Raw genomic sequence first — 24,377 nt, 5'->3', positions numbered from 1 at the left:
GCCTTATGGAATGGCGCTTTCAGGCTTCCCACCGGTTTCCGCAAAGACAGCTTAAGTCGTTCATTCACAATGGAATGTAGCAATGACCTGATCTAAATCAGCTGTTCGGATTTCTCGCAGATTTACTCTGACGTCTCTCTTCTCCTGCAATGGAGTCACGCAATGTCTGACACTCCCGGAAAACTACGGCTTGGTGCGTTAGTCGCCTTGGTAGTCGGCTCGATGATTGGCGGCGGGATCTTTTCCTTGCCACAAAACATGGCGGCAAGTGCCGATGTAGGCGCTGTTCTTATTGGCTGGGCTATTACCGCTGTCGGTATGTTGACACTGGCTTTCGTGTTCCAGACCCTGGCCAACCGCAAGCCTGATCTGGACGGTGGTGTCTACGCCTATGCCAAGGCCGGTTTCGGCGACTACATGGGCTTTTCTTCGGCCTGGGGCTACTGGATCAGCGCCTGGCTGGGCAACGTGGGGTACTTCGTACTCTTGTTCAGCACCCTGGGCTACTTCTTCCCGCTATTTGGGGAGGGGAATACTCCGGCCGCGGTGATCGGCGCCTCGCTGCTGCTGTGGGCCGTGCATTTCCTGGTGCTGCGCGGGATCAAGGAAGCGGCCTTCATCAACCTGGTGACCACGGTCGCCAAGGTGGTGCCGCTGCTGCTGTTCGTGCTGATCGCCCTGTTCGCCTTCAAGCTGGACATCTTCACCGCGGACATCTGGGGCGTGAAGAACCCTGACCTGGGCAGCGTGATGAACCAGGTGCGCAACATGATGCTGGTCACCGTGTGGGTATTCATCGGCATCGAAGGCGCGAGCATCTTCTCCGCCCGCGCGGAAAAACGCTCGGACGTGGGCAAGGCCACCGTGATCGGCTTCATCACCGTGCTGCTGTTCCTGGTGCTGGTGAACGTGCTGTCGCTGGGCATCATGACCCAGCCGGAGCTGGCGAAACTGCAGAACCCGTCGATGGCGGCGGTGCTCGAGCATGTGGTCGGCCACTGGGGCGCGGTGCTGATCAGCGTCGGCCTGATCATCTCGCTGCTGGGGGCACTGCTGTCGTGGGTGCTGCTGTGCGCGGAGATCATGTTCGCCGCGGCCAAGGACCACACCATGCCGGAGTTTTTGCGCCGCGAGAACGCCAACCACGTACCGGTCAATGCCCTGTGGCTGACCAACGCCATGGTGCAGATCTTCCTGGTCATAACCCTGTTCTCGGCCAGTACCTACCTGTCGCTGATCTACCTCGCCACCTCGATGATCCTGGTGCCCTACCTGTGGTCGGCGGCCTATGCCGTGCTGCTGGCGGTGCGTGGCGAAACCTACGAAGCGGCCCTGGCCGAACGCAAGAAAGACCTGCTGATCGGCTCCATCGCCCTGCTCTACGCGATCTGGCTGCTGTACGCCGGCGGGGTCAAGTACCTGCTGCTCTCCGCCCTGCTCTACGCCCCCGGCGCGATCCTGTTCGCCAAGGCCAAGCGGGAGTTGGGCAAACCGATTTTCACCAACGTCGAGAAGCTGATTTTCGCCGCAGTGGTCATAGGCGCCCTGTTGGCCGCCTACGGGCTCTACGACGGCTTCCTGACCCTGTAACCGCACGATTGTTTCTACCTCTGGAGGATCACGGTAATGACCACGGAAAAAGTTAAGTACGGCGTCCATTCCGAAGCCGGCAAACTGCGCAAAGTCATGGTTTGCTCCCCAGGCCTGGCCCATCAGCGGCTGACCCCGAACAACTGCGATGAACTGCTGTTCGATGATGTGATCTGGGTCAACCAGGCCAAGCGCGACCATTTCGACTTCGTTACCAAAATGCGCGAGCGTGGGATCGAAGTCCTGGAGATGCACAACCTGCTGACCGATACGGTGCAGAACCCCGAAGCCCTGAAGTGGATTCTGGATCGCAAGATCACCCCCGACACCGTCGGCGTCGGCCTGACCAACGAAGTGCGCAGCTGGCTCGAAAGCCTGGAGCCACGCAAGCTGGCCGAGTTCCTGATCGGCGGCGTGGCCGGCGAGGACCTGCCGGAAAGCGAAGGCGCCAGCGTGATCAAGATGTACCGCGATTACCTGGGCCACTCCAGCTTCCTGCTGCCGCCGCTGCCCAACACCCAGTTCACCCGCGACACCACCTGCTGGATCTACGGCGGCGTGACGCTCAACCCGATGTACTGGCCGGCCCGGCGCCAGGAAACCCTGCTGGCCAGCGCCATCTACAAATTCCACCCCGAGTTCGCCAACGCCGATTTCGAAGTCTGGTACGGCGACCCGGACAAGGATCACGGCCAGGCCACCCTCGAGGGCGGTGACGTCATGCCGATCGGCAATGGCGTGGTGTTGATCGGTATGGGCGAGCGGACCTCGCGCCAGGCCATCGGCCAGCTTGCGCAATCCCTGTTCGCCAAGGGCGCGGTGGAAAAAGTCGTGGTCGCCGGCCTGCCGAAATCCCGCGCGGCGATGCACCTGGACACCGTATTCAGCTTCTGCGACCGCGACCTGGTCACGGTATTCCCGGAAGTGGTCAAGGAAATCGTGCCGTTCGTCATCCGCCCCGACACCAGCAAGCCCTATGGCATGGACGTGCGACGGGAGAACAAATCGTTCCTCGAGGTGGTGGCCGAGTCCCTGAACCTCAAGCAACTGCGCGTGGTGGAAACCGGCGGCAACAGCTTCGCCGCCGAACGCGAACAGTGGGACGACGGCAATAACGTGGTGGCCCTGGAGCCGGGCGTGGTCATCGGCTATGACCGCAACACCTACACCAACACCCTGCTGCGCAAGGCCGGCGTGGAAGTGATCACCATCAGCGCCGGCGAACTCGGCCGCGGCCGTGGCGGCGGCCACTGCATGACCTGCCCGATCGTGCGCGACCCGATCGATTACTAAACGACTTTCCCCCGGCCGCACCTCTGCGGTGCTGGCCGGGCCGATTACAGAATCCCTGGAGAATCATCATGGCGTTCAACATCCACAACCGTAACCTGCTCAGCCTCGAACACCACACCGAGCGCGAGCTGCGCTACCTGCTCGACCTGTCCCGCGACCTCAAGCGCGCCAAATACACCGGCACCGAGCAGCAGCACCTCAAGGGCAACAACATCGCCCTGATCTTCGAGAAAACCTCGACCCGTACCCGCTGCGCCTTCGAGGTCGCCGCCTATGACCAGGGCGCCAACGTCACCTACATCGACCCGAACTCGTCGCAGATCGGCCACAAGGAAAGCATGAAGGACACCGCCCGCGTGCTCGGGCGCATGTACGACGCCATCGAGTACCGCGGCTTCAAGCAGGAAATCGTCGAGGAACTGGCGAAGTTCGCCGGCGTGCCGGTGTTCAACGGCCTGACCGACGAATACCACCCGACCCAGATGATCGCCGACGTGCTGACCATGCGTGAGCACGCCGACAAGCCGATCCACGACATCAGCTACGCCTACCTGGGCGATGCCCGCAACAACATGGGCAACTCCCTGCTGCTGGTGGGCGCCAAGCTCGGCATGGACGTGCGCATCTGCGCGCCAAAGGCCCTGTGGCCCCATGACGACCTGGTCAGCCGCTGCAAGCAGTACGCGCAAGAAAGCGGTGCCCGCATCACCCTGACCGAAGACCCGAAAGCCGCGGTCAAGGGCGTCGACTTCATTCACACCGACGTCTGGGTATCGATGGGCGAGCCGGTGGAAGCCTGGGCCGAACGTATCCAGCACCTGCTGCCGTACCAGGTCAACGCCGAGCTGATGAAGGCCACCGGCAACCCACGGACCAAGTTCATGCACTGCCTGCCGGCGTTCCACAACAGCGATACCAAGATCGGCAAGCAGATCGCCGAGCAGTATCCGCACCTGGCCAACGGCATCGAAGTGACCGACGACGTGTTCGAGTCGCCGGCCTGCATCGCCTTCGAGCAAGCGGAAAACCGCATGCACACCATCAAGGCGATCCTGGTCTCGACCCTGGCCGACCTGTAACACCGACGTCCGTGGGGGCGCGACTTGCTCCCACGGGATCACCGAATTCTGGAAGGAATGCATTATGCGTATCGTCGTCGCACTGGGCGGCAACGCCCTGCTCCGCCGGGGCGAACCCATGACCGCGGACAATCAACGCGCCAATATCCGCATCGCCACCGAACAGATCGCCAAGATCCATCCCGGCAACCAGCTGGTGATCGCCCACGGCAATGGTCCGCAGGTCGGCCTGCTGTCGCTGCAGGCGGCGGCCTACACCTCGGTGTCGCCTTACCCGCTGGATGTGCTCGGCGCCGAAACCGAAGGCATGATCGGCTACATCATCGAACAGGAACTGGGCAACCTGCTGGATTTCGAAGTGCCCTTCGCCACCCTGCTGACCCAGGTCGAGGTCGACGCCAAGGACCCGGCGTTCCAGAACCCGAGCAAGCCCATCGGCCCGGTCTACAGCAAGGACGAAGCAGAAAAACTGGCCAAGGAAAAAGGCTGGGCCATCGCCCCCGATGGCGACAAATACCGCCGCGTGGTGGCCAGCCCGAAACCCAAGCGCATCTTTGAAATCCGCCCGATCAAATGGCTGCTGGAAAAGAGCAGCATCGTGATCTGCGCCGGTGGTGGCGGCATCCCCACCCTGTACGGCGAGGACGGCAAGCTCCGGGGCATCGAGGCGGTGATCGACAAGGACTTGTGCTCGGCGCTGCTGGCCGAACAGCTGGAAGCCGATCTGCTGGTGATCGCCACCGACGTCAACGCGGCCTTTATCGACTGGGGCAAGCCGTCGCAGAAAGCCATTGCCCAGGCGCACCCGGACGAAATGGAAAAACTCGGCTTCGCCGCCGGCTCCATGGGACCGAAGGTCCAGGCGGCCTGCGAGTTCGCCCACCATACTGGAAAAGTCGCGGTGATCGGTTCACTCTCGGACATCGAAGCGATCGTCCAGGGCAAGGCCGGTACGCGCATCAGCACCGCCCAGCCGGGCATCACTTACCGATAAGAGCAACTCAGGGTGCGGGCCGCTGGCCTGCACCGCTCCCCATGCCTTGAAAGGAGAGAGCCATGGCCCAGTTCGAACCCGGTCATTTACACATCGAGCGACACGCACTGACCAAGGACGATGTCAGCTACAACATCTGTATCGACTATGAAGTCGCGCAGGACCCCAAGGAAGGCAAAGGGATGCAGTTCAAGATGCATGGAACGATTCAGGGCAAAGAGCTCGATGAACCGTTCTTTCTGCCCAAGGATCAGGCCTACAACTTCGCCAGCAACGTGACGAAAATCGCCGAGAAGTATGGGATTCCCAAGGCACTGAGCGGCATCGGCTCGCTGCATAAATATTACGACGCGATGTTTGAGGATGTGCGGGTGCAGCTGAATATGAAATCCGGGGATCCAGTCAAACCCGAACATCTAGAGTGATGCTCTTCCTGTAGGAGCGAGCTTGCTCGCGATGGTCGTCAACGGTAATGCAGTGTGTCTGACACTCTGCGGCGCTCTCAGGCTCATCGCGAGCAAGCTCGCTCCTACAAGGTCATGCGTGCCACGGCGCATTTCGCCAAACCCTGTCCGCCAAGGCATACTTGCCACCCTCCGTTTTCCAGAATCCTTGACCGCCCCATGCGCATCCACGTCAGCTTTATCGACCGCGTCGGTATCACCCAGGAAGTCCTGGCCCTGCTCGGTGGGCGCAACCTCAACCTGGATGCGGTGGAGATGGTGCCGCCCAATGTCTACATCGACGCCCCGACCCTCAGCCCGCAAGTGCTGGAAGAGCTGCGCGATGCGCTGTTCAGCGTGCGCGGCGTGCAGGCGGTGACGGTGGTCGACATCCTGCCCGGCCAGCGCCGCCACCTGCAGCTCGACGCCCTGCTGGCGGCGATGACCGACCCGGTGCTGGCCCTGGACAGCGCCGGCAAGGTGCTGCTGGCCAACCCGGCGCTGATTGCCCTCTATGGCCGCGAGCCGGCCGGGGAAAGCGTGGCCGAGCTGTTCGACGACCCGGCGCTGCTGGAAACCCTGCTGGAACAGGGCTTTCGCCTGCCCCTGCGGGAAATCACCCTCAATGGCCAGACCCTGCTGCTGGATGCCACGCCGATCACCGACGCCGGCGCGCTACTGACCCTGTATCAGCCCAATCGCATCGGCGAACGCCTGTCGGCCCTGCACCACGACCATGCCGAAGGCTTCGATGCCCTGCTCGGCGACTCCCCGGCCATCCGCACCCTCAAGGCCCGCGCCCAGCGCGTCGCCGCGCTGGATGCGCCGCTGCTGATCCAGGGCGAAACCGGTACCGGCAAGGAGCTGGTGGCGCGGGCCTGTCACGCCATCAGTGCGCGGCACGGCGCGCCGTTTCTGGCGCTGAACTGCGCCGCCCTGCCGGAGAACCTCGCCGAAAGCGAGCTGTTCGGCTACGCCCCCGGCGCCTTCACCGGCGCCCAGCGCGGCGGCAAGCCGGGGCTGATGGAGCTGGCCAACCAGGGCACGGTGTTTCTCGACGAGATCGGCGAAATGTCGCCCTACTTGCAGGCCAAGCTGCTGCGCTTTCTCAACGACGGCAGCTTTCGCCGGGTGGGCGGCGACCGTGAGGTCAAGGTCAATGTGCGGATCCTCAGCGCCACCCATCGCGACCTGGAAAAGATGGTCGCCGAGGGCAGCTTTCGCGAAGACCTGTTCTATCGCCTCAACGTGCTGAATGTGGAAGTGCCGCCCCTGCGCGAGCGCGGCCAGGACATCCTGTTGCTGGCACGCTACTTCATGCAGCAAGCCTGCGCGCAGATCCAGCGCCCGGTCTGCCGCCTGGCGCCCGGCACCTATCCGGCGCTGCTGGGCAACCGCTGGCCCGGCAACGTGCGCCAGTTGCAGAACGTGATCTTCCGCGCGGCGGCGATCTGCGAAAGCAGCCTGGTGGACATCGGCGACCTGGATATCGCCGGCACCTCGGTGGCGCGCCAGAACGACACCGAAGTCGAAAGCCTGGAACAGGCCGTCGAGGAGTTCGAGAAGGCGCTGCTCGAAGGCCTGTACGTCAACTACCCCTCGACCCGCCAACTGGCCAGCCGCCTGCAGACCTCCCACACCGCCATCGCCCATCGCCTGCGCAAATACGGCATCCCCAACAAGCCCTGAGCCGCCGCGGCTCTTGATGTTGTAGCCGCTGCCGCAGGCTGCGATCGCTCCCGCAGGGAGCGCAAGATCTCAAGATCGCCGAGGCCTTCGGCCTTATCGCAGCCCGCGGCAGTGGCTACAGGTGGCGTAGCCGCATCTGAAAGCGACCTCCACCTGTACTGAAAGCGCTACAGCGGAACGATATCGCTACAACCAGTTGTAATCGGCGCTACGCAAGGCTTTGATCCCCATAGGCTTTTTCCTGGCCCTCCAGCTGTAGCGTTTTCGCTACAGCCGTTAGCTTCCGACCACCACCAAGAACATATAACTCATTGATTAATAACAACTAAAAAACATTGGCCGCATTTTTGCTAAGGGCTTATCCATTCCGCTCGGCCCTGCACGAGCATTCAATCGCGTCCACCAGACGAATCTGGCCCCTTGAGGAGTTTCCATGAGCGAGTTGCGTTTTACTGAAGATCACGAATGGCTGCGTACCGAAGCCGATGGCAGCGTTACCGTCGGCATCACGGCTTTCGCGCAAAACGCCCTGGGCGATGTGGTGTTCGTGCAATTGCCGGAACTGCAGGCCTACGACAAGGGCGCCGAAGCCGCCACCGTGGAATCGGTAAAAGCCGCCAGCGGCGTGTACATGCCCCTGGACGGGGAAGTGGTGGAAACCAACCCGGCCCTGGAAACCAGCCCCGAGCTGGTCAACGAAGACCCGCTGGGCGAAGGCTGGTTCTTCCGCTTCATTCCCGCGAACGCCGCCGCTGTCGGCCAACTGCTGGATCAGGACGCCTACGACCGCCTGATCAAAGCCAACGCCGACGCCTGAGGAACCGCCATGACTCAAGTCAACCTGAGCACCGCCAACGAATTCATCGCGCGCCACATCGGCCCGCGCCAAGGCGACGAGCAAGCCATGCTCAACAGCCTGGGCTTCGACTCCCTGGAAGCCCTGAGCGCCAGCGTGATCCCCGACAGCATCAAGGGCACCAGCGTCCTCGACCTGCCCGCCGGACAGAGCGAAGCCGACGCACTGGCCTCGATCAAGGCCATCGCCGCCAAGAACCAGCTGTTCAAGACCTACATCGGCCAGGGCTACTACAACTGCCACACGCCGTCGCCGATCCTGCGCAACCTCCTGGAAAACCCGGCCTGGTACACCGCCTACACCCCGTACCAGCCGGAAATCTCCCAGGGCCGCCTGGAAGCGCTGCTGAACTTCCAGACCCTGATCAGCGACCTCACCGGCCTGCCGATCGCCAACGCCTCCCTGCTCGACGAAGCCACCGCCGCCGCCGAAGCCATGACCTTCTGCAAGCGCCTGAGCAAGAACAAGGGCAGCCACGCCTTCTTCGCCTCCAGCCACTGCCACCCGCAGACCCTTGACGTACTGCGCACCCGTGCCGAGCCGCTGGGCATCGACGTGGTGGTCGGCGACGAGCGCAAGCTGACCGACGTCAGCCCGTTCTTCGGCGCCCTGCTGCAATACCCGGCGAGCAACGGCGACCTGTTCGACTACCGCGAGCTGACCGAGCGCTTCCACGCCGCCAACGCCCTGGTGGCGGTCGCCGCCGACCTGCTGGCGCTGACCGTGCTGACCCCGCCGGGTGAATTCGGCGCCGACGTGGCCATCGGCAGCGCCCAGCGCTTCGGTGTGCCGCTGGGCTTCGGTGGCCCGCATGCGGCCTACTTCTCCACCAAGGACGCGTTCAAGCGCGACATGCCGGGCCGTCTGGTCGGGGTGTCCGTGGACCGTTTCGGCAAGCCGGCGCTGCGCCTGGCCATGCAGACCCGCGAGCAACATATCCGTCGCGAGAAAGCCACCAGCAACATCTGCACCGCCCAGGTGCTGCTGGCCAATATCGCCAGCATGTACGCCGTGTACCACGGCCCCCAAGGCCTGAGCCGGATTGCCCGGCGCATCCACCAGCTGACCGCGATCCTGGCCCAGGGCCTGAGCAAGCTGGGGATCAAGGTCGAGCAGGAAAACTTCTTCGACACCCTGACCCTGCACACCGGCGCACGCACCGCGGCGCTGCACGACAAGGCCCGCGCCCAGCGCATCAACCTGCGGGTGATCGACGCCGAGCGCCTGGGTCTGTCGCTGGACGAAACCACCGGCCAGGCCGATGTACAAGCCCTGTGGAGCCTGCTGGCCGACGGCCAGGCGCTGCCGGACTTCGCCGCGCTGGCCAGTACGGTACAGAGCCGTATCCCGGCGGCGCTGGTGCGTCAGTCGGCGATCCTCAGCCACCCGGTGTTCAACCGCTATCACTCGGAAACCGAGCTGATGCGCTACCTGCGCAAGCTGGCGGACAAGGATCTGGCCCTGGACCGCACCATGATCCCGCTGGGTTCGTGCACCATGAAGCTCAACGCCGCCAGCGAAATGATCCCGATCACCTGGGCCGAATTCGGTGCCCTGCACCCGTTCGCCCCGGCCGAGCAAAGCGCCGGCTACCAGCAACTGACGTCCGAACTGGAAGCCATGCTCTGCGCCGCCACCGGCTACGACGCGGTGTCCCTGCAGCCGAACGCCGGCTCCCAGGGCGAATACGCAGGCCTCTTGGCCATTCGTGCCTATCACCAGAGCCGTGGCGACGACCGTCGCGACATCTGCCTGATCCCTTCGTCCGCCCACGGCACCAACCCGGCCACCGCCAACATGGCCGGCATGCGCGTGGTGGTCACCGCCTGCGACGCCCGTGGCAACGTCGATATCGAAGACCTGCGGGCCAAGGCCATCGAGCACCGCGAGCACCTCGCCGCGCTGATGATCACCTACCCGTCGACCCATGGCGTGTTCGAGGAAGGCATCCGCGAAATCTGCGGCATCATCCATGACAACGGCGGCCAGGTGTACATCGACGGCGCCAACATGAACGCCATGGTCGGCCTCTGCGCCCCGGGCAAGTTCGGCGGCGACGTGTCGCACCTGAACCTGCACAAGACCTTCTGCATTCCCCACGGCGGTGGCGGCCCGGGCGTCGGCCCGATCGGCGTCAAGTCGCACCTGGCGCCGTTCCTGCCTGGCCACGCGGCCATGGAACGCAAGGAAGGCGCGGTCTGCGCCGCGCCGTTCGGCAGCGCGAGCATTCTGCCGATCACCTGGATGTACATCCGCATGATGGGCGGCGAAGGCCTCAAGCGTGCCTCGCAGCTGGCGATCCTCAATGCCAACTACATCTCCCGTCGCCTGGAAGAGCACTATCCAGTGCTCTACACCGGCAGCAACGGCCTGGTGGCCCACGAGTGCATCCTTGACCTGCGTCCGCTCAAGGACAGCAGCGGCATCAGCGTCGACGACGTTGCCAAGCGCCTGATCGACTTCGGCTTCCACGCCCCGACCATGTCGTTCCCGGTGGCTGGCACCCTGATGATCGAGCCGACCGAAAGCGAATCCAAGGAAGAACTGGACCGCTTCTGCGACGCCATGATCCGCATCCGCGAAGAAATCCGCGCGGTGGAAAACGGCAGCCTGGACAAGGACGACAACCCGCTGAAAAACGCCCCGCACACCGCAGCGGAAATCGTTGGCGAGTGGTCGCACCCCTACAGCCGTGAACAGGCGGTGTACCCGGTGGCCTCGCTGATCGAAGGCAAGTACTGGCCTCCGGTCGGCCGCGTCGACAACGTGTTCGGCGACCGCAACCTGGTGTGCGCCTGCCCGTCGATCGAAAGTTATCAGGACGCCTAAGACGGCATCGCCGTCCATCGCGGGCAAGCCTCGCTCCTACAGATACTGCGTATACCTGTAGGAGCGAGCTTGCTCGCGATGCTCGTGAACGATAACGCGGAGCACCGGAACAACCCGGTGCCCTCAGGTTCATCGCGAGCAAGCTCGCTCCTACAAAAAATGCGTGCCGATCAACACAATAAGAAACCGGAGAACCAACATGTCCTTGAGCGTGTTCGACCTGTTCAAGATTGGCATCGGCCCCTCCAGCTCCCACACCGTTGGCCCGATGCGCGCGGCCGCGCGCTTCGTCGAAGGCCTGCGGCGCGACGGACTGCTGGACGCCACCACCTGCGTCAAGGTCGAGCTGTACGGCTCGCTCGGCGCCACCGGCAAGGGCCACGGCAGCGACAAGGCCGTACTCCTGGGCCTGGAAGGTGAACACCCGGATACCGTGAATACCGAAAACATCGCCGCTCGCCTGCAGGAAATACGCAGCAGCGGACGCTTGAACCTGCTCGGCGAACACCTCATCGCGTTCAACGAGAAAGAACACCTGGCCATGATCCGCAAGCCCCTGGCCTACCACCCCAACGGCATGATCTTCCGCGCCTTCGATGCCGCCGGATTGCAGATCCGCAGCCGCGAGTACTACTCGGTGGGCGGCGGCTTCGTGGTCGACGAGGACGCCGCCGGTGCCGACCGCATCGTCGAAGACACCACCAAGCTGACCTTCCCCTTCAAGAGCGCCAAGGACTTGCTCGGCCATTGCACCACCTATGGCCTGTCGATCAGCCAGGTGATGCTGACCAACGAAAGTGCCTGGCGACCGGAAGCGGAAACCCGTGCCGGCCTGCTGAAGATCTGGCAAGTGATGCAGGACTGCGTGGATGCCGGCTGCCGCAACGAAGGGATCCTGCCGGGTGGCCTGAAGGTCAAGCGCCGCGCCGCCGCCCTCCACCGCCAGCTGTGCAAGCACCCCGAGGCGGCCCTGCGCGACGCCTTGTCGGTACTGGACTGGGTCAACCTGTACGCCCTGGCGGTCAACGAAGAAAACGCCAACGGCGGGCGCGTCGTCACCGCCCCCACCAATGGCGCCGCCGGCATCATCCCGGCGGTGCTGCACTACTACATGCGCTTCATCCCCGGCGCCAATGAAGACGGGGTGGTGCGTTTCCTGCTGACCGCCGCCGCCATCGGCATTCTCTACAAGGAAAACGCCTCCATCTCCGGCGCCGAAGTCGGCTGCCAGGGCGAGGTCGGCGTGGCCTGCTCGATGGCGGCCGGGGCTTTGTGCGAAGTGCTCGGCGGTACGGTGCAACAAGTGGAAAACGCCGCCGAGATCGGCATGGAACATAACCTCGGCCTGACCTGCGACCCGATCGGCGGCCTGGTGCAGGTGCCCTGCATCGAGCGCAACGCCATGGGTTCGGTCAAGGCGATCAACGCCGTGCGCATGGCCTTGCGTGGCGACGGGCAACATTTCGTCTCCCTCGACAAGGTGATCCGCACCATGCGCCAGACCGGCGCCGACATGAAAAGCAAATACAAGGAAACCGCCCGCGGCGGTTTGGCCGTCAACATCATCGAGTGCTGATGCAGGCACATACGTCTCACGTTTACCCAGGAGCTGAACATGTCCACCGAAACACTGTTGAAGACCCCGCTGCATTCGCTGCACCTCGAACTCGGCGCGCGCATGGTGCCGTTCGCCGGTTACGACATGCCCGTGCAATACCCGCTGGGCGTGATGAAAGAACACCAGCACACCCGCGAGCAGGCCGGCCTGTTCGACGTCTCGCACATGGGCCAGATCCGCCTGACCGGCGCCAATGCCGCCCAGGCCCTGGAAACCCTGGTGCCGGTGGACATCATCGACCTGCCCGTGGGCATGCAGCGCTACGCCATGTTCACCAATGAAAACGGCGGCATCCTCGACGACCTGATGGTCGCCAACCTGGGCAACGACGAACTGTTCCTGGTGGTCAACGCCGCCTGCAAGGACCAGGACCTGGCCCATCTGCGCCAGCACATCGGCCATTTGTGCAGCATCGAGCCGCTGTTCGAGGAGCGCGCCCTGCTCGCCCTGCAAGGCCCGGCGGCCGTCACCGTGCTGGCGCGCCTGGCGCCGGAAGTGGCGAAGATGACCTTCATGCAGTTCACCCGCGTGAAGCTGCTGGGCGTGGACTGCTTTGTCAGCCGTTCGGGCTACACCGGCGAAGACGGTTTCGAAATCTCGGTACCGGCGGCCGACGCCGAAACCCTGGCCCGTGCCCTGCTGGCCGAACCGGAAGTGGCCGCCATCGGCCTCGGTGCCCGGGATTCGCTGCGCCTGGAAGCCGGCCTGTGCCTGTATGGCCATGACATGAACAGCCAGACCACGCCGATCGAAGCCAGCCTGCTGTGGGCCATCTCCAAGCCACGGCGCGCCGATGGCGCGCGGGCTGGCGGCTTCCCTGGCGCGGAACAGGTATTCGCCCAACAGCTCAATGGCGTGAGCCGCAAACGCGTCGGCCTGCTGCCCCAGGAACGCACACCGGTGCGCGAAGGTGCGGAGATCGTCAACGAAGCGGGCGAGGTGATCGGTAGTGTCTGCAGCGGCGGTTTTGGCCCGACCCTGGGTGGTCCGTTGGCCATGGGTTACATCGATAGCGCTTATGTCGCACTCGATACGCCAGTTTGGGCAATTGTTCGTGGGAAAAAGGTGCCAATGCTTGTAAGCAAAATGCCATTCGTTGCACAACGCTACTATCGCGGTTGATCAACTGTTTCTATAAGTAACGCGGTTGCGTTAAAAGTGCACTAATCTGTAACGCAACCGCCATAAAATAGTGCATATTTTCGATATTGAACTTGCCTTATAACAGTTGAAAACAATTGAACGACCCTATCGAATAAGCCCAGATGCCTAGTTCCGGCAAACAGCCACCAAGCTGAGGAAAACCGGGGTTTCGCAGGGCTTGTTTTTTCTCCCATAGTTGGCGTAGAGTTTCCCCACTGTGTTTGCATGGGTCGCTTGGAATCGTGACCTGGGCAGTAGCTAACAAGTTTGCTACAACCCGTTCGACGTCTCTTACTTTCCTGCAACCCAGCCCAGTACTCCTTCATGAGAAAGAGACTGTCATTAATTTTTTAGCGTCAAAGGAAATAAGAAATGTCCCAACGTCAGAGCGGTACCGTCAAGTGGTTTAACGACGAGAAAGGTTTTGGTTTTATCACTCCAGAAAGCGGTCCGGATCTGTTCGTGCATTTCCGCGCTATTCAGGGCAACGGCTTCAAGAGCCTGAAAGAAGGCCAGAAAGTGACCTTCATCGCTGTGCAGGGCCAAAAAGGCATGCAGGCTGACGAAGTTCAAGCCGAAGGCTGATCGTCTGTAACGAAAAAGCCCCTGATGCTGACATCAGGGGCTTTTTTGTACGCGCAATTCCGTAAAATGGCTTCTTTCTTCGATCGAGAGGCCTGTGATGCCAAAGCACCTGCTAACCCCCCAGGGCGATTTCCCCGCCGCTGGCCTGGGCCGTCGTCTGGCAGCGATGTTCTACGATTTCCTGCTGTGCACCGCACTGCTGATCGTCACGGGCGGTATCTACAAGTTCATCCAGCTGCAGATCCTCGGTGAAACCCGGATGCGCACCCTGACCGAATCCGGCGCCCTGGACGGCGATCCCCTCTACTCCACCGTCCTGCTGTTCGTGCTGTTCGCCTTCTTCGCCAAGTTCTGGACCCATTCCGGCCAGACCCTGGGCATGCAGGTCTGGGGCATTCGCGTGCAGAACGCCGACGGCAGCCGCATCAGCCTGTGGCAGGCCCTCCTGCGCTTCATGGTCTCGATCGCTTCCTGGCTGTGCGCCGGGCTGGGTTTCATCTGGATCCTGGTAGACAAGCAGAAGCGCAGTTGGCACGACATCTACTCTTCCAGCCAGATCGTGCGCATTCCCAAGCAGAAAAAATAATCCGCCGCACAGAAAAACGCCCCGAATCTCGGGGCGTTTTTCTGTGCGCTTATCGAAGGCGATCAGGCATTGCCCGCCAGCTTCATCCGCGCCGCCTGAGTGAAATCCAGCATGCGCTTGAGCGGACGAATGGCCTGGGGAATCAACGCCGGGTCGACGAATATCTCGTTGCTGCCCTCACGCAGGCTCTGCAAGGTGCGCTCCAGAGTGTTCATGGCCATCCACGGGCAGTGGGCGCAGCTGCGGCAAGCCGCGCCGTTGCCGGCCGTTGGCGCCTCGATGAACACCTTGTCCGGGCACAGCTGCTGCATCTTGTAGAAGATGCCGCGGTCGGTCGCCACGATCAGCGTCTTGTTCGGCAAGCGTTGCGCGGCGGCAATCAGCTGGCTGGTGGAACCCACCGCATCGGCCAGCTCGATCACCGACGTCGGCGACTCAGGGTGCACCAGAATGGCCGCATCGGGATACAGCGCCTTCATATCCTCCAACTGCTTGGACTTGAACTCTTCGTGGACGATGCAGGCACCGTCCCACAGCAGCATATCGGCACCGGTCTGGCGCTGGATGTAGGTGCCCAGATGCTTGTCCGGCCCCCAGATGATGGTTTCGCCGTTATCCATCAGGCTTTCGACGATTTCCAGGGCGCAACTGGAGGTCACCACCCAGTCGGCGCGGGCTTTGACCGCCGCCGACGTGTTGGCATAGACCACCACGGTGCGTTCCGGATGCTGGTCGCAGAACGCCGAGAACTCTTCCACCGGGCACCCCAGGTCGAGGGAGCAGGTGGCTTCCAGGGTAGGCATCAGCACCCGCTTTTCGGGGTTGAGGATCTTCGCCGTCTCGCCCATGAACCTGACACCGGCAACCACCACGGTCTTGGCCGGGTGAGCGTTGCCGAAACGGGCCATTTCCAGGGAGTCGGACACACAGCCGCCGGTCTCTTCGGCCAGGGCCTGAATCACCGGATCACAGTAGAAGTGAGCCACCAGCACGGCGTCCTGAGCCTTGAGCTCGGCAGCAATCGCGGCACGGTAATGGGCTTCCTCGGCGGCCGTCAGCGGCTTGGGCTGTTTGGCGTCAAGGTGGGCCTGAACCAGAAGGCGTTCGGAAATGTGCGTCATGATCGCAAGACCTGCGGGCGCTTATGCGCGAAAGTCGAGTATACACCCGGCTCCGGACCCATTGAGGGTACCGCCGGGAGAGTGAGTATTCATCAGGTAGGTGCAGCGTTGAAACTGCGCAAGGCTACAGAATATCCCCTTGATGTAAAAGATGATTCTGACCTGTGTCACACGGCTCGCCCCGGCATGGAGCAGGCATCGGTCAAGGTCATGAAAGCCTGCCAATTGCAGCCTCAACAGCGCAAACGGTTCAGTGACGCGCAACGCGCACTTGCACCATTTATGCGCATTGCATGCAGGCGAGTCTCGGCCTGGCGGTGAATCCCCTCGATCGACCAAGCGTTTTTTTACACTTCATAGCAATTTTACCTTTCTGCGCTAACGTCAGTTACAGAAACAGCTAACTGCTGGTTGGTTGCAGCAACACTTGGTGGGCTCTGGTTCAGATGACGGAGAAATGATCCCTGCTGACCGGCCCTGGCGGTTTCCCCCAGCCCAAACAAGGATGCAGTGCATGAACAGTGATTGTGTACAGGTGCTCAGGAGAGTGGCGTGGACATTGATTGTCGCTGGTCTTCCCACAGGAATGGCCATGGCGGCGTCAAATAACTGCGCTGGATTGCAGCCACTGCCGTCGACGGTGGAAGTGGGAGAGGGTCAGCAGACGATAATGCACTCCCCCGTCGCCATTACCCGACTGGCCGTGGGCGACCCGAAAATTGCCGATGTGTATCTCAATGGGCGAGATTCATACCTGCTGACCGGCATCGCGCCCGGTGCAACCAGCCTGATGGTCTGGACGGCATGCGACAAGGAACCTCGCCAGAGCATGGTGTTCGTCCAGGGCAAAGGCCCGCATTCAATGGTGAGTTCGCTATTGCCCCCCTCCGAAGATCCGTCTCTGCCCAGCCAGGTGCAAACCGATATCCGCTTTGTCGAAGTCAGCCGCACCAAGCTGAAAGAGGCCGGCACCTCGATCTTCGGCAAGAGCGGTAACTTCCTGTTCAGCTCCCCGGGCACCGCCCCGTTGGGGACGACGGTGACGCCCGGCAATATCGGTGGCCTCAGACCGAACATACCGCTCAACAACGGCATGTTTAATATCGGCATTGGCGGCGGTAACGTCCTTGGGCTGATCAACGCCCTGGAAGGCAGTGGGTTTGCCTATACCCTGGCGCGTCCGAGCCTGGTGGCACTGAGCGGACAGAGCGCAAGCTTCCTGGCCGGTGGTGAAGTGCCGATCCCGGTCCCCAGCAGCGGCAGCGACAGTATTACCATCCAGTACAAGGAATTCGGTATTCGCCTGACCCTGACCCCCACAATCGTCGGAAATAACCGCATCGCCTTGAAGGTCGCCCCGGAAGTCAGCGAGTTGGACTTCACCAACGGGATTACCGTCAACGATATCTCGGTGCCAGCCCTGGTTGTGCGTCGCACCGACACCAGCATCTCCCTGGCCGACGGCGAGAGTTTCGTGATCAGCGGCCTGATCAGCACCACCAATAGCACGGCCGTGAGCAAGTTCCCCGGCCTGGGAGAGATCCCGATCCTGGGGGCATTTTTCCGTGATTCTTCGATCAGGCGCGAAGAGAAAGAACTGCTGATGATCGTCACTCCGCATCTGGTGCAACCGCTGGCGGTCAATGCCAAGCTGCCAGTACTGCCTGGCGAGCCACTGCGCAACTACGACCCGAACTGGTTCCGTCTGTACTTCCTGGAAAACGGCAATTTTGACCAGGCCGCCAGCGGGCTTTCGCAATGAACCAGGGACCTGGTTCGTTGCTCGCCACACTCAGGCTCAATGACACCGGACTCGGCAAGTCCGGTGTTAGCCATTCCTCGACAATCGGATTGTTCCAGGAGGGAAAAATGAAAGTAGTCATTGCGGCGTTAGGGCTGCTCATGCTCAGCGGCTGCGCCACGAATGGCGGCGGTAGCTGGTCGAAGCAGGCCTGCAGCAAGCTGGATTCGGATCAGGAACTGTCGCTGAGCCTGGCCGACGACATGATCGGCGAAGGCAAGCTGCATGCCGGTCTGGCCAATCTGCAACGCCTGCCGGATGACCTGGCACAGGTTCGCATGCGCAAGGCCAAGATCTATCGCCAGCTCGGTCAAAGCGAGGCCGAGCCGCTGTACCGCAGCCTGCTCAGCACCTGCTTGGCCGCCGAAGGCGAGCATGGCCTGGGCCAACTGGCAGCGTCACGCAACGATAACAAGCTGGCCCTGGAACATCTGACGCGAGCGGCACGCCTGTCTCCGACCGACGAGAAAATCCGCAACGATCTGGGGGTGGTCTACCTCAACCAGGGGAATACCAACCAGGCCCGCTTTGAGTTCCTCACGGCCATGGAGCTGAAACAGGACAACCAGCTGGCAACCCTCAACCTGGTGACCTTGCTGATTTATCAAGGCAACTGGAAACAGGCCTCGGACCTGGTCAATCGTGCCGGCCTGAAACCCGAACAAGTCACCAGTGCCAAGGAGCGGGCCGAAAAACTCAGGAACGCGACGAAGAAGTCAGCTAAGGATCAGGCAGTCACTGCTACGGATTCGTCGCCATCGAGTGTCAATCAACCAATAACGCAGAGGTAGTGATGAAATACCAAACGCTTAGCTGCCTGGGACTCTTGCTTCTTCCGCTGGTGACCCAGGCTATCGAACCCGGCCCGGCCTCCCGGTCACAGCAGTCGACCGAAACCTGGCTGCTGCTGCAGAGTCGTAACCAGGTCAAGTCGCCCATCCCACAGAACGCCTCGCCCAGCGAACGGGAACTGGCCCTGCAGCGTTGGCTGGACAACTACAAACACCCGATCCCCGAGTACTACAAGGAGTACGTGGGTTCGGGTGGGTCAGGTGGTTCGAAGTGACAGCAAGTCGCGATGGCGTTCAGTTCAGAGGGGGCAATGCCATCCATGCCGATGGCCCTTGCCCCTCCCCTCTTTCATAACTTCCCGAATACTTTGAAGACGCCGATGATCGCCGGCCCTATGGCTACCAGAAAGAAGCTTGGCCACAGGCAGAAGATCAGCGGAAACACCAGCTTGGTGCCGATTTTCGCGGCTTTCTCTTCGGCCTGCTGGGTGCGCCGGTCACGAAACTCCTCGGCATAGACACGCAGGGTCGTCCCCACACTGGTCCCGAAGCGAATGCTCTGCGCCAGCAGACTCACCAACCCGCGAATGTCCTCCAGCCCGGTACGCTCGGCCAGATGCTTGAGCGCTTCGGTACTGGGAATCCCGGCCCGGACCTCGGAGTTGACCAGTGCCAGCTCCATGGCCAGCTCAGGCTGGCTGACCGCTATCTCCTCCGATACCCGCTCGATCGCCTGGGGCAAGGCAAGGCCTGACTCCACGCAGACCACCATCAAGTCCAGCGCATCCGGAAAGGCGACGAGCAAACGGGTCATCCGCGCGTTCCTGCGGCTGTCGACATAGATGGCCGGTACCAGCCAGCCTACCCCCAACGCCAGGATCACCAGCCCCATCCCCAGAAGCAGCGATACCTTCGGTATCAGCGGCAGCGCCAGGACTGCCAGCGCCACCAATGCCAACGGTGTCAGCAGGCGCACCGCCCAGTACATCTGGACAGCGGCCGGGGAGCGAAAGCCCGCGTGGATCAGCAAGGTCCGGGTCGCCGAGGCCTGCTCCCGTTCACCGGAGGCAAAACGCTGGCCGACCTGCTCCAGCATCAATTGCAGGTTGCTCGGCGCGCCCTGCTGCCGGTGACCATCGCCACCATGACCGCGCTTGATCAGCAGAAGACGGCGGTGCACCGGGTCCTGCAGCCCCTGCACCAGCAATACCAGGGTCGCCACGGCCAGCACCACGCTCAGGCCGATGGCCCCGGCGAACAGCAGGCGCGCCAGTTGCTCGCTACCGACCACACTTTTGATCAGACTCAGCAGATACTCCATGACCTCACCCCCTACGAGTGATTGTGCTCACACCTGGATCCGGATGATCTTGCGTATCCAGAAGATTCCCACCAGCATTGCCACAAACGCGCCAAGCACCATCTTCTGTCCCAGAGGCTCATTGATGAGCAGAGGCAGATAGGTCGGGCTCGAAAGCACAATCCCCGCCGCCAGTACAAAAGGCATCGCCACCAGGATCCAGCCCGACATGCGCCCTTCGGCCGAGAGCGTCTTGACCTTGCGCTGAAAGCGGAAGCGGCCGCGAATCAGGCTGCTCAAACGATCCAGTACCTCGGTCAGGTTGCCGCCCGTCTCGCGATGGATCAGCACAGTGGTCACCAGCATCATCACGGTCATGCTCGGCATGCGTTCCAGCAGGCCAAGCATGGCCCGACGCACATCGTTGCCGTAGTTGATGTCGGCAAAGGTCAGGCCGAATTCGTGGGCAACCGGCCCTTTGTGCTCCTCGGCCACCAACTGCAGGGTTTCGTTGAACGGATGTCCGGCACGCAGCGCCCGGCACATGGCATCCAGGGCATCCGGCAACTGCTCCTCGAACAGGGCAAAGCGTTTGTTGCGGTCCCGGGAGATTTTCAACACCGGTAGCCAGAAGGCCATAGCAGCAGCCGGGAGCGCCGCCCACCACAACTGCGTGAACAGCCACGTCCCCATGCCTGCCACCATCATCAGGACCAGGCTGAGCATCAGCACCCGATAGGCGCGGTACTCATGCCCAGCCTGCTCGATCATCTGCGCCAGGGCCTCCATCGACGGCAACTGCTCCAGGCGCGCCTCCAGCGGGGACAGGCGACGCAGGTATTTCTGGCGCAGTACCGACTGCATGTTCTCCAGGTTACTGGCCCGTTCCAGCAGGTCGAGGCGACTGCGGATACGCTTGCGCACCTTGCCGGCCTCGCCGAACACCGGCACCGCCACGCTCTGGCTGAGCAGGAATATGGCGGTGAATACCATGCCGAGAAACGCCAGGATGAACTCGCTGGGGATCTGATGCATGACTAGCCCTCCATCCAGTCTGGCCGGAACAGGCTGAGCGGCAGCTCGATGCCCCGTTTGGCCAGCACATCGCGAAACGCCGGAACCATGCCGGTGGGGCGGAATTCGCCCAGGACCTCGCCTTTCTCGCCCAGACCACTGCGCACGAAAGAGAAGATCTCGGTCATGGTGATGATTTCCCCTTCCATGCCGTTGATTTCCTGCACGCTGACCAGCCGCCGCGTGCCGTCCTCCTGCCGCTCCAGCTGGATGACCACACCGATGGCCGAAGCGATCTGCTGACGCAAGGCCTTGATCGGAAAGGTCGCCCCGGTCATCGACACCATGTTCTCGATCCGTCCCAGGGCATCGCGGGCGGTGTTGGCGTGGATGGTGGTCAGCGAGCCGTCGTGGCCGGTATTCATCGCCGTCAACATGTCCAGCGCCTCGGCGCCACGCACCTCACCGATGACGATGCGGTCCGGGCGCATACGCAGGCTGTTGCGCACCAGCTCCCGCTGGCCCACCTCGCCACGGCCCTCGATGTTCGACGGACGGGTTTCCAGGCGTACCACATGGGGCTGCTGCAGTTGCAGCTCGGCCGAGTCTTCGATGGTCACGATCCGCTCGTTGTGCGGAATGAAACTGGACAACACGTTGAGCATGGTGGTCTTGCCACTGCCGGTGCCTCCGGAGATCAGGACATTCAGCCGGCCGCGGACGATGGCCTTGAGCATCAGGGCGATGCCCGGGGTCAGGGTACCCATCTGCACCAGGCTCTCGGTGTTGAGCAAATCCACGGCGAAGCGGCGGATCGACATGCTCGGCCCGTCGATGGCCAGCGGTGGAATGATGGCGTTGACCCGCGAACCGTCCTTCAGGCGAGCGTCCACCAGCGGCGAGGACTCATCGATGCGCCGCCCCAGGCTGGAAACGATGCGATCGATGATATTCAGCAGGTGCTGGTCGTCGCGAAAACGCACATCCGTTCTTTGCAGCTTGCCGAAGCGCTCGACGTATACCGAGGCATGACCGTTGACCAGGATGTCGGACACACTCGCATCGTTCAGCAGCGGCTCCAAAGGTCCGAGGCCAAGCACCTCGTCGGCGATCTGCTTGAGGATCAACTGACGGCTGCTGGAATTGACCGGCGCCGAATGCTCGTCGAGCAGGCGCTGGCAGATGTCGCGGATCTGCCGCCCGGCCTCGGCCGGCTCCAGGGAATCGAGGAGCGACAGGTCCATGACCTTGAGCAATTGCTGGTAGATCTTTTCCCGCCATTCGATCTCTATCGGGCCGAGCTTGGTCCTGGTTTCATAGATCAGGTCCGGCACACTGGCCTCCCAGGCCATGAGCACGCTGGCGCACTCTTTGCCGTCGAGGGACGCGTCCTGGGTTTCTGCCGGTGCCTGTCTACCGGGTTGCTGACGCAGGCGATTACGAAAGTCGCTGAGCATGGCCTAGCCTCCGAACAGACGATTGAAGGTACGTTTGAACAAACTCTTCTCGGCGACCTCGATTCCGATCAGGTTCTGGGTCACCTCACGCAGGGCCAGGGTCACCCCGGAACGTGGCGCATGCAGCTCGAGCGGCACACCGGTGTTCTGACTCTCGCTGACCACCGCATAGTCATTGGGCACGGCTTGCAGGGTCGTACAGCGCAGGGCATCGGCAATATCCTTGAGGCTCACCGGCGAGGCCTTGTTGTAGCGGTTGACCACCACCTGTATCCGGTTGCTCTGCACATTCAGGTCGTCGCGCAGGATGCGGGTCAGGCGGGTGCCGTCCTTCAGGTGGCTCAGGCTCTGCTGCAACACGACGTAGATGCGATCGGCCTGTTCGAGCGTGACGCCGGTGAGGTGATCGATCTGTCGTGGCAGATCCACCACAACCCAGTCGTAGGTCCCACGGGCCAGGCGCAACAGTTTTTCCAGCTGGTCCAGGTGCACATCCTGCGTCAGGCACAGCTCCCCGGTACGCCCGCCCAGCACATGCAGGGTCGGGCTGAAGTGGTTGCAATAGCCACGCAAGGCGATGCTGTCCAGGGACTCGACCTGCTTCAGCACATCCACATGGCTGTGGGTAGGCACCACATCCAGGCAATGCGCCACGCTGCCGAACTGCAGGTCCAGGTCCAGCAGCAGGGTCCTGCCACCGCGGGTGGAGAGCTGATGCGCCAGGTTGCAAGCCAGCATCGAGGCTCCCGAACCGCCTTTGGCGTTCATCACCGCAATCAGCTTGCCACCGGTCCCCTGCTCCGCATTGGCCTCCATGAGCATACGGCCGATGGCCGCCTGCAACTCTTCTGCCGCTACCGGCTCGGGAAGAAAGTCCCGGGCGCCGGCCTGCATCGCCAGGCGCATGCCCTCGCGCTCATCCAGCGGGCCGCAGACCAATAGCGGTGGGCGCTCCTTGAGCGGATGCTGCAACAAGGCCGCCAGCTCTTCGCGCCACAGGTGGCTGACGCGCAACAGCAGGAAGTCGGGCATCTGCTCCAGCCCATACAGCGGATCGGTATGACCGTTGCTCACCAGGCGAGTGGTTACCTGCAGGTTCGGCAGCCCTTGGCTCAACGCTTTCAGATGATTCAAGGTGGTCGCGTCGCGCCCACTGATCAGCAGGCGCTTGCCTTGCTTTTCAGTAGCAGCGACAACGGGCGCTTCTCGGGTACTCAACATGGTGTGATCTCCGGTGTGACTGCTGCCTGGGGCTGCCGACCGAGGCTTTCACGTGGCACGGTCGACCTGAATACCGGTAAGACAAACACCCCGTTGAACCCAGGAATCAGCAGATTGAAACTGAAATTGGATACCTGTAGCTGGACATAACGAATGGCGACAAAGCCGCCGGTGCCGCTCAGATCGTTGGGGCTGGTGACGACTGCGCCGTTGGTGTCCAGATAAACCAGGTTCAGGTTGGCGGCCGTCAGGTTATTGAGCAGGCTGCTCGGGCCGCCGTCGGTGGAAGCGTTGAACATCGCCCGACGCAGAATCACCGGATCGTTGATGTCGCATACCGCCGCCAGACGGGCGCCGCGGCGCACGGTTTCATTCAGGGCATTGACCGTGAAATACAGCCGGCCCATTTCCAGCACACCGAACAGCACGGTGAACAGCACCAGGCTGGTGATCGCGAACTCGACGGTGTACAGCCCACGCATACCTTTGACGTTCATCACAAAGCCCTCATGACGACAGTGGAAGTCAAGGCCAGGCCCAGCGGCACGTTGCTGCCATACAAGACGGGCAAGGCACTGCCGATCACCGGCACATAGGTGTAGGTAATGCTGACCTGGACATGCTCGGCCCCCACCGCGCTGACCGTGACATTCGCCGGCGTCAGCCCCGACACCACCGCCGGGTAGCCATTGGGGTTGGCGGGCACGCCATAGACAGCGACGTTCTTGGCCTGGGTCTGCAGCGTGCCGCTCAGGTCGAGCTTGCCGAGGGTGGAGTTCCACGCCTTGTCAGCGACATAACGCCCGGCATCGCGACTGGCCTGCATCAGGCTGTTGTACTGGAACAACATGCGGCCGAACTCGGCGAAGGTCAGCATCAGCAACAGCAGCAGCGGCAACGTCAATACCAGCTCCACCATCGCCAAGCCGCCCTGGTTGCGCGGCGACCTGAATCCTCTGCGTCCCAT

Annotated in this window: 22 protein-coding genes and 1 pseudogene; 16 read left to right on the top strand and 7 right to left on the bottom strand. The window is 62.2% G+C overall.

Annotation, left to right across the window (positions count from 1 at the left end):
* Nucleotides 1-162 precede the first annotated feature (162 nt).
* The 13 genes and pseudogenes from arcD (at nt 163) to BMY68_RS11760 (ending at nt 14,705) form a co-directional block, all read left to right on the top strand.
* Complete coding sequence (gene arcD / locus BMY68_RS11815; RefSeq protein WP_009045245.1) at nt 163-1,590, top strand: arginine-ornithine antiporter; 1,428 nt, start codon at nt 163-165, stop codon at nt 1,588-1,590.
* A gap of 36 nt (nt 1,591-1,626) precedes the next feature.
* Nucleotides 1,627-2,883: an arginine deiminase gene (gene arcA / locus BMY68_RS11810; RefSeq protein ID WP_062824888.1), complete on the top strand. Its 1,257-nt coding sequence runs from the start codon at nt 1,627-1,629 to the stop codon at nt 2,881-2,883.
* Between the two features lie 68 nt (nt 2,884-2,951).
* On the top strand, nt 2,952-3,962 hold the full coding sequence (locus BMY68_RS11805; protein WP_085532056.1) for an ornithine carbamoyltransferase: 1,011 nt from the start codon (nt 2,952-2,954) through the stop codon (nt 3,960-3,962).
* Between the two features lie 64 nt (nt 3,963-4,026).
* Nucleotides 4,027-4,956 (top strand): carbamate kinase, encoded by a 930-nt coding sequence (arcC, locus tag BMY68_RS11800; RefSeq protein WP_085532058.1) that lies wholly within the window; start codon nt 4,027-4,029, stop codon nt 4,954-4,956.
* Between the two features lie 62 nt (nt 4,957-5,018).
* The gene (locus tag BMY68_RS11795; protein WP_009045249.1) at nt 5,019-5,381 is read left to right on the top strand and encodes a DUF5064 family protein; all 363 of its coding nucleotides are present in this window, start codon (nt 5,019-5,021) and stop codon (nt 5,379-5,381) included.
* A 31-nt stretch (nt 5,382-5,412) separates the two neighbouring features.
* Nucleotides 5,413-5,502: pseudogene (locus BMY68_RS30110) on the top strand (outer membrane lipoprotein carrier protein LolA); the annotation flags it as partial.
* Nucleotides 5,503-5,579: 77 nt separating this feature from the next.
* The gene (locus tag BMY68_RS11790; protein ID WP_009045250.1) at nt 5,580-7,088 is read left to right on the top strand and encodes a sigma-54-dependent transcriptional regulator; all 1,509 of its coding nucleotides are present in this window, start codon (nt 5,580-5,582) and stop codon (nt 7,086-7,088) included.
* Nucleotides 7,089-7,521: 433 nt separating this feature from the next.
* Nucleotides 7,522-7,905, top strand: a complete 384-nt coding sequence (gene gcvH, locus BMY68_RS11785) for a glycine cleavage system protein GcvH (protein ID WP_009045251.1) — start codon at nt 7,522-7,524, stop codon at nt 7,903-7,905.
* Between the two features lie 9 nt (nt 7,906-7,914).
* Nucleotides 7,915-10,773 (top strand): aminomethyl-transferring glycine dehydrogenase, encoded by a 2,859-nt coding sequence (gene gcvP / locus BMY68_RS11780; RefSeq protein WP_085532060.1) that lies wholly within the window; start codon nt 7,915-7,917, stop codon nt 10,771-10,773.
* A gap of 199 nt (nt 10,774-10,972) precedes the next feature.
* The gene (locus tag BMY68_RS11775) at nt 10,973-12,349 is read left to right on the top strand and encodes an L-serine ammonia-lyase (RefSeq protein WP_085532062.1); all 1,377 of its coding nucleotides are present in this window, start codon (nt 10,973-10,975) and stop codon (nt 12,347-12,349) included.
* A 39-nt stretch (nt 12,350-12,388) separates the two neighbouring features.
* Nucleotides 12,389-13,513, top strand: coding sequence for a glycine cleavage system aminomethyltransferase GcvT (gene gcvT / locus BMY68_RS11770; RefSeq protein WP_009045254.1), 1,125 nt, complete (start codon nt 12,389-12,391; stop codon nt 13,511-13,513).
* A 393-nt stretch (nt 13,514-13,906) separates the two neighbouring features.
* Entirely contained in the window at nt 13,907-14,119 is a 213-nt protein-coding gene (locus tag BMY68_RS11765) for a cold-shock protein (RefSeq protein ID WP_007931076.1), read from the top strand.
* 97 nt (nt 14,120-14,216) lie between these two features.
* The gene (locus BMY68_RS11760) at nt 14,217-14,705 is read left to right on the top strand and encodes an RDD family protein (protein WP_009045255.1); all 489 of its coding nucleotides are present in this window, start codon (nt 14,217-14,219) and stop codon (nt 14,703-14,705) included.
* A 62-nt stretch (nt 14,706-14,767) separates the two neighbouring features.
* On the opposite strand, the gene nadA is transcribed toward BMY68_RS11760, so the two are convergent.
* The gene (nadA, locus tag BMY68_RS11755) at nt 14,768-15,826 is read right to left on the bottom strand and encodes a quinolinate synthase NadA (protein WP_007931079.1); all 1,059 of its coding nucleotides are present in this window, start codon (nt 15,824-15,826) and stop codon (nt 14,768-14,770) included.
* 514 nt (nt 15,827-16,340) lie between these two features.
* On the opposite strand from nadA, the gene BMY68_RS11750 reads away from it, so the two are divergent.
* The 3 genes from BMY68_RS11750 (at nt 16,341) to BMY68_RS11740 (ending at nt 18,693) form a co-directional block, all read left to right on the top strand.
* A complete protein-coding gene (locus BMY68_RS11750; protein ID WP_009045256.1) occupies nt 16,341-17,588 on the top strand; it encodes a type II and III secretion system protein family protein in 1,248 nt (415 codons plus the stop codon).
* Between the two features lie 107 nt (nt 17,589-17,695).
* Nucleotides 17,696-18,418, top strand: coding sequence for a tetratricopeptide repeat protein (locus tag BMY68_RS11745; protein ID WP_085532064.1), 723 nt, complete (start codon nt 17,696-17,698; stop codon nt 18,416-18,418).
* A gap of 2 nt (nt 18,419-18,420) precedes the next feature.
* A complete protein-coding gene (locus BMY68_RS11740) occupies nt 18,421-18,693 on the top strand; it encodes a DUF3613 domain-containing protein (protein WP_009045258.1) in 273 nt (90 codons plus the stop codon).
* A 74-nt stretch (nt 18,694-18,767) separates the two neighbouring features.
* On the opposite strand, the gene BMY68_RS11735 is transcribed toward BMY68_RS11740, so the two are convergent.
* From BMY68_RS11735 to BMY68_RS11710, 6 genes are read right to left on the bottom strand one after another with little or no spacing between them, the layout of a single operon-like run.
* The gene (locus BMY68_RS11735) at nt 18,768-19,739 is read right to left on the bottom strand and encodes a type II secretion system F family protein (protein WP_009045259.1); all 972 of its coding nucleotides are present in this window, start codon (nt 19,737-19,739) and stop codon (nt 18,768-18,770) included.
* Between the two features lie 27 nt (nt 19,740-19,766).
* Nucleotides 19,767-20,753: a type II secretion system F family protein gene (locus tag BMY68_RS11730; protein WP_009045260.1), complete on the bottom strand. Its 987-nt coding sequence runs from the start codon at nt 20,751-20,753 to the stop codon at nt 19,767-19,769.
* Nucleotides 20,754-20,755: 2 nt separating this feature from the next.
* Nucleotides 20,756-22,189 carry a TadA family conjugal transfer-associated ATPase gene (locus BMY68_RS11725; protein WP_009045261.1) on the bottom strand — a complete coding sequence of 478 codons (1,434 nt, stop codon included), beginning with the start codon at nt 22,187-22,189 and terminating at the stop codon, nt 20,756-20,758.
* 3 nt (nt 22,190-22,192) lie between these two features.
* Nucleotides 22,193-23,410, bottom strand: coding sequence for an AAA family ATPase (locus BMY68_RS11720; protein WP_009045262.1), 1,218 nt, complete (start codon nt 23,408-23,410; stop codon nt 22,193-22,195).
* A complete protein-coding gene (locus BMY68_RS11715) occupies nt 23,404-23,907 on the bottom strand; it encodes a TadE/TadG family type IV pilus assembly protein (protein WP_085532066.1) in 504 nt (167 codons plus the stop codon). The genes BMY68_RS11720 and BMY68_RS11715 overlap by 7 nt, the downstream gene beginning before the upstream one ends.
* Entirely contained in the window at nt 23,907-24,377 is a 471-nt protein-coding gene (locus tag BMY68_RS11710; RefSeq protein ID WP_009045264.1) for a TadE/TadG family type IV pilus assembly protein, read from the bottom strand. The genes BMY68_RS11715 and BMY68_RS11710 overlap by 1 nt, the downstream gene beginning before the upstream one ends.

It is taken from the genome of Pseudomonas sp. NFACC41-3 (assembly GCF_900109505.1).
Lineage (GTDB): Bacteria > Pseudomonadota > Gammaproteobacteria > Pseudomonadales > Pseudomonadaceae > Aquipseudomonas > Aquipseudomonas chlororaphis.
Note: the sequence above shows the minus strand (reverse complement) of the source record. Positions and strands in the feature narration are given on the sequence as shown.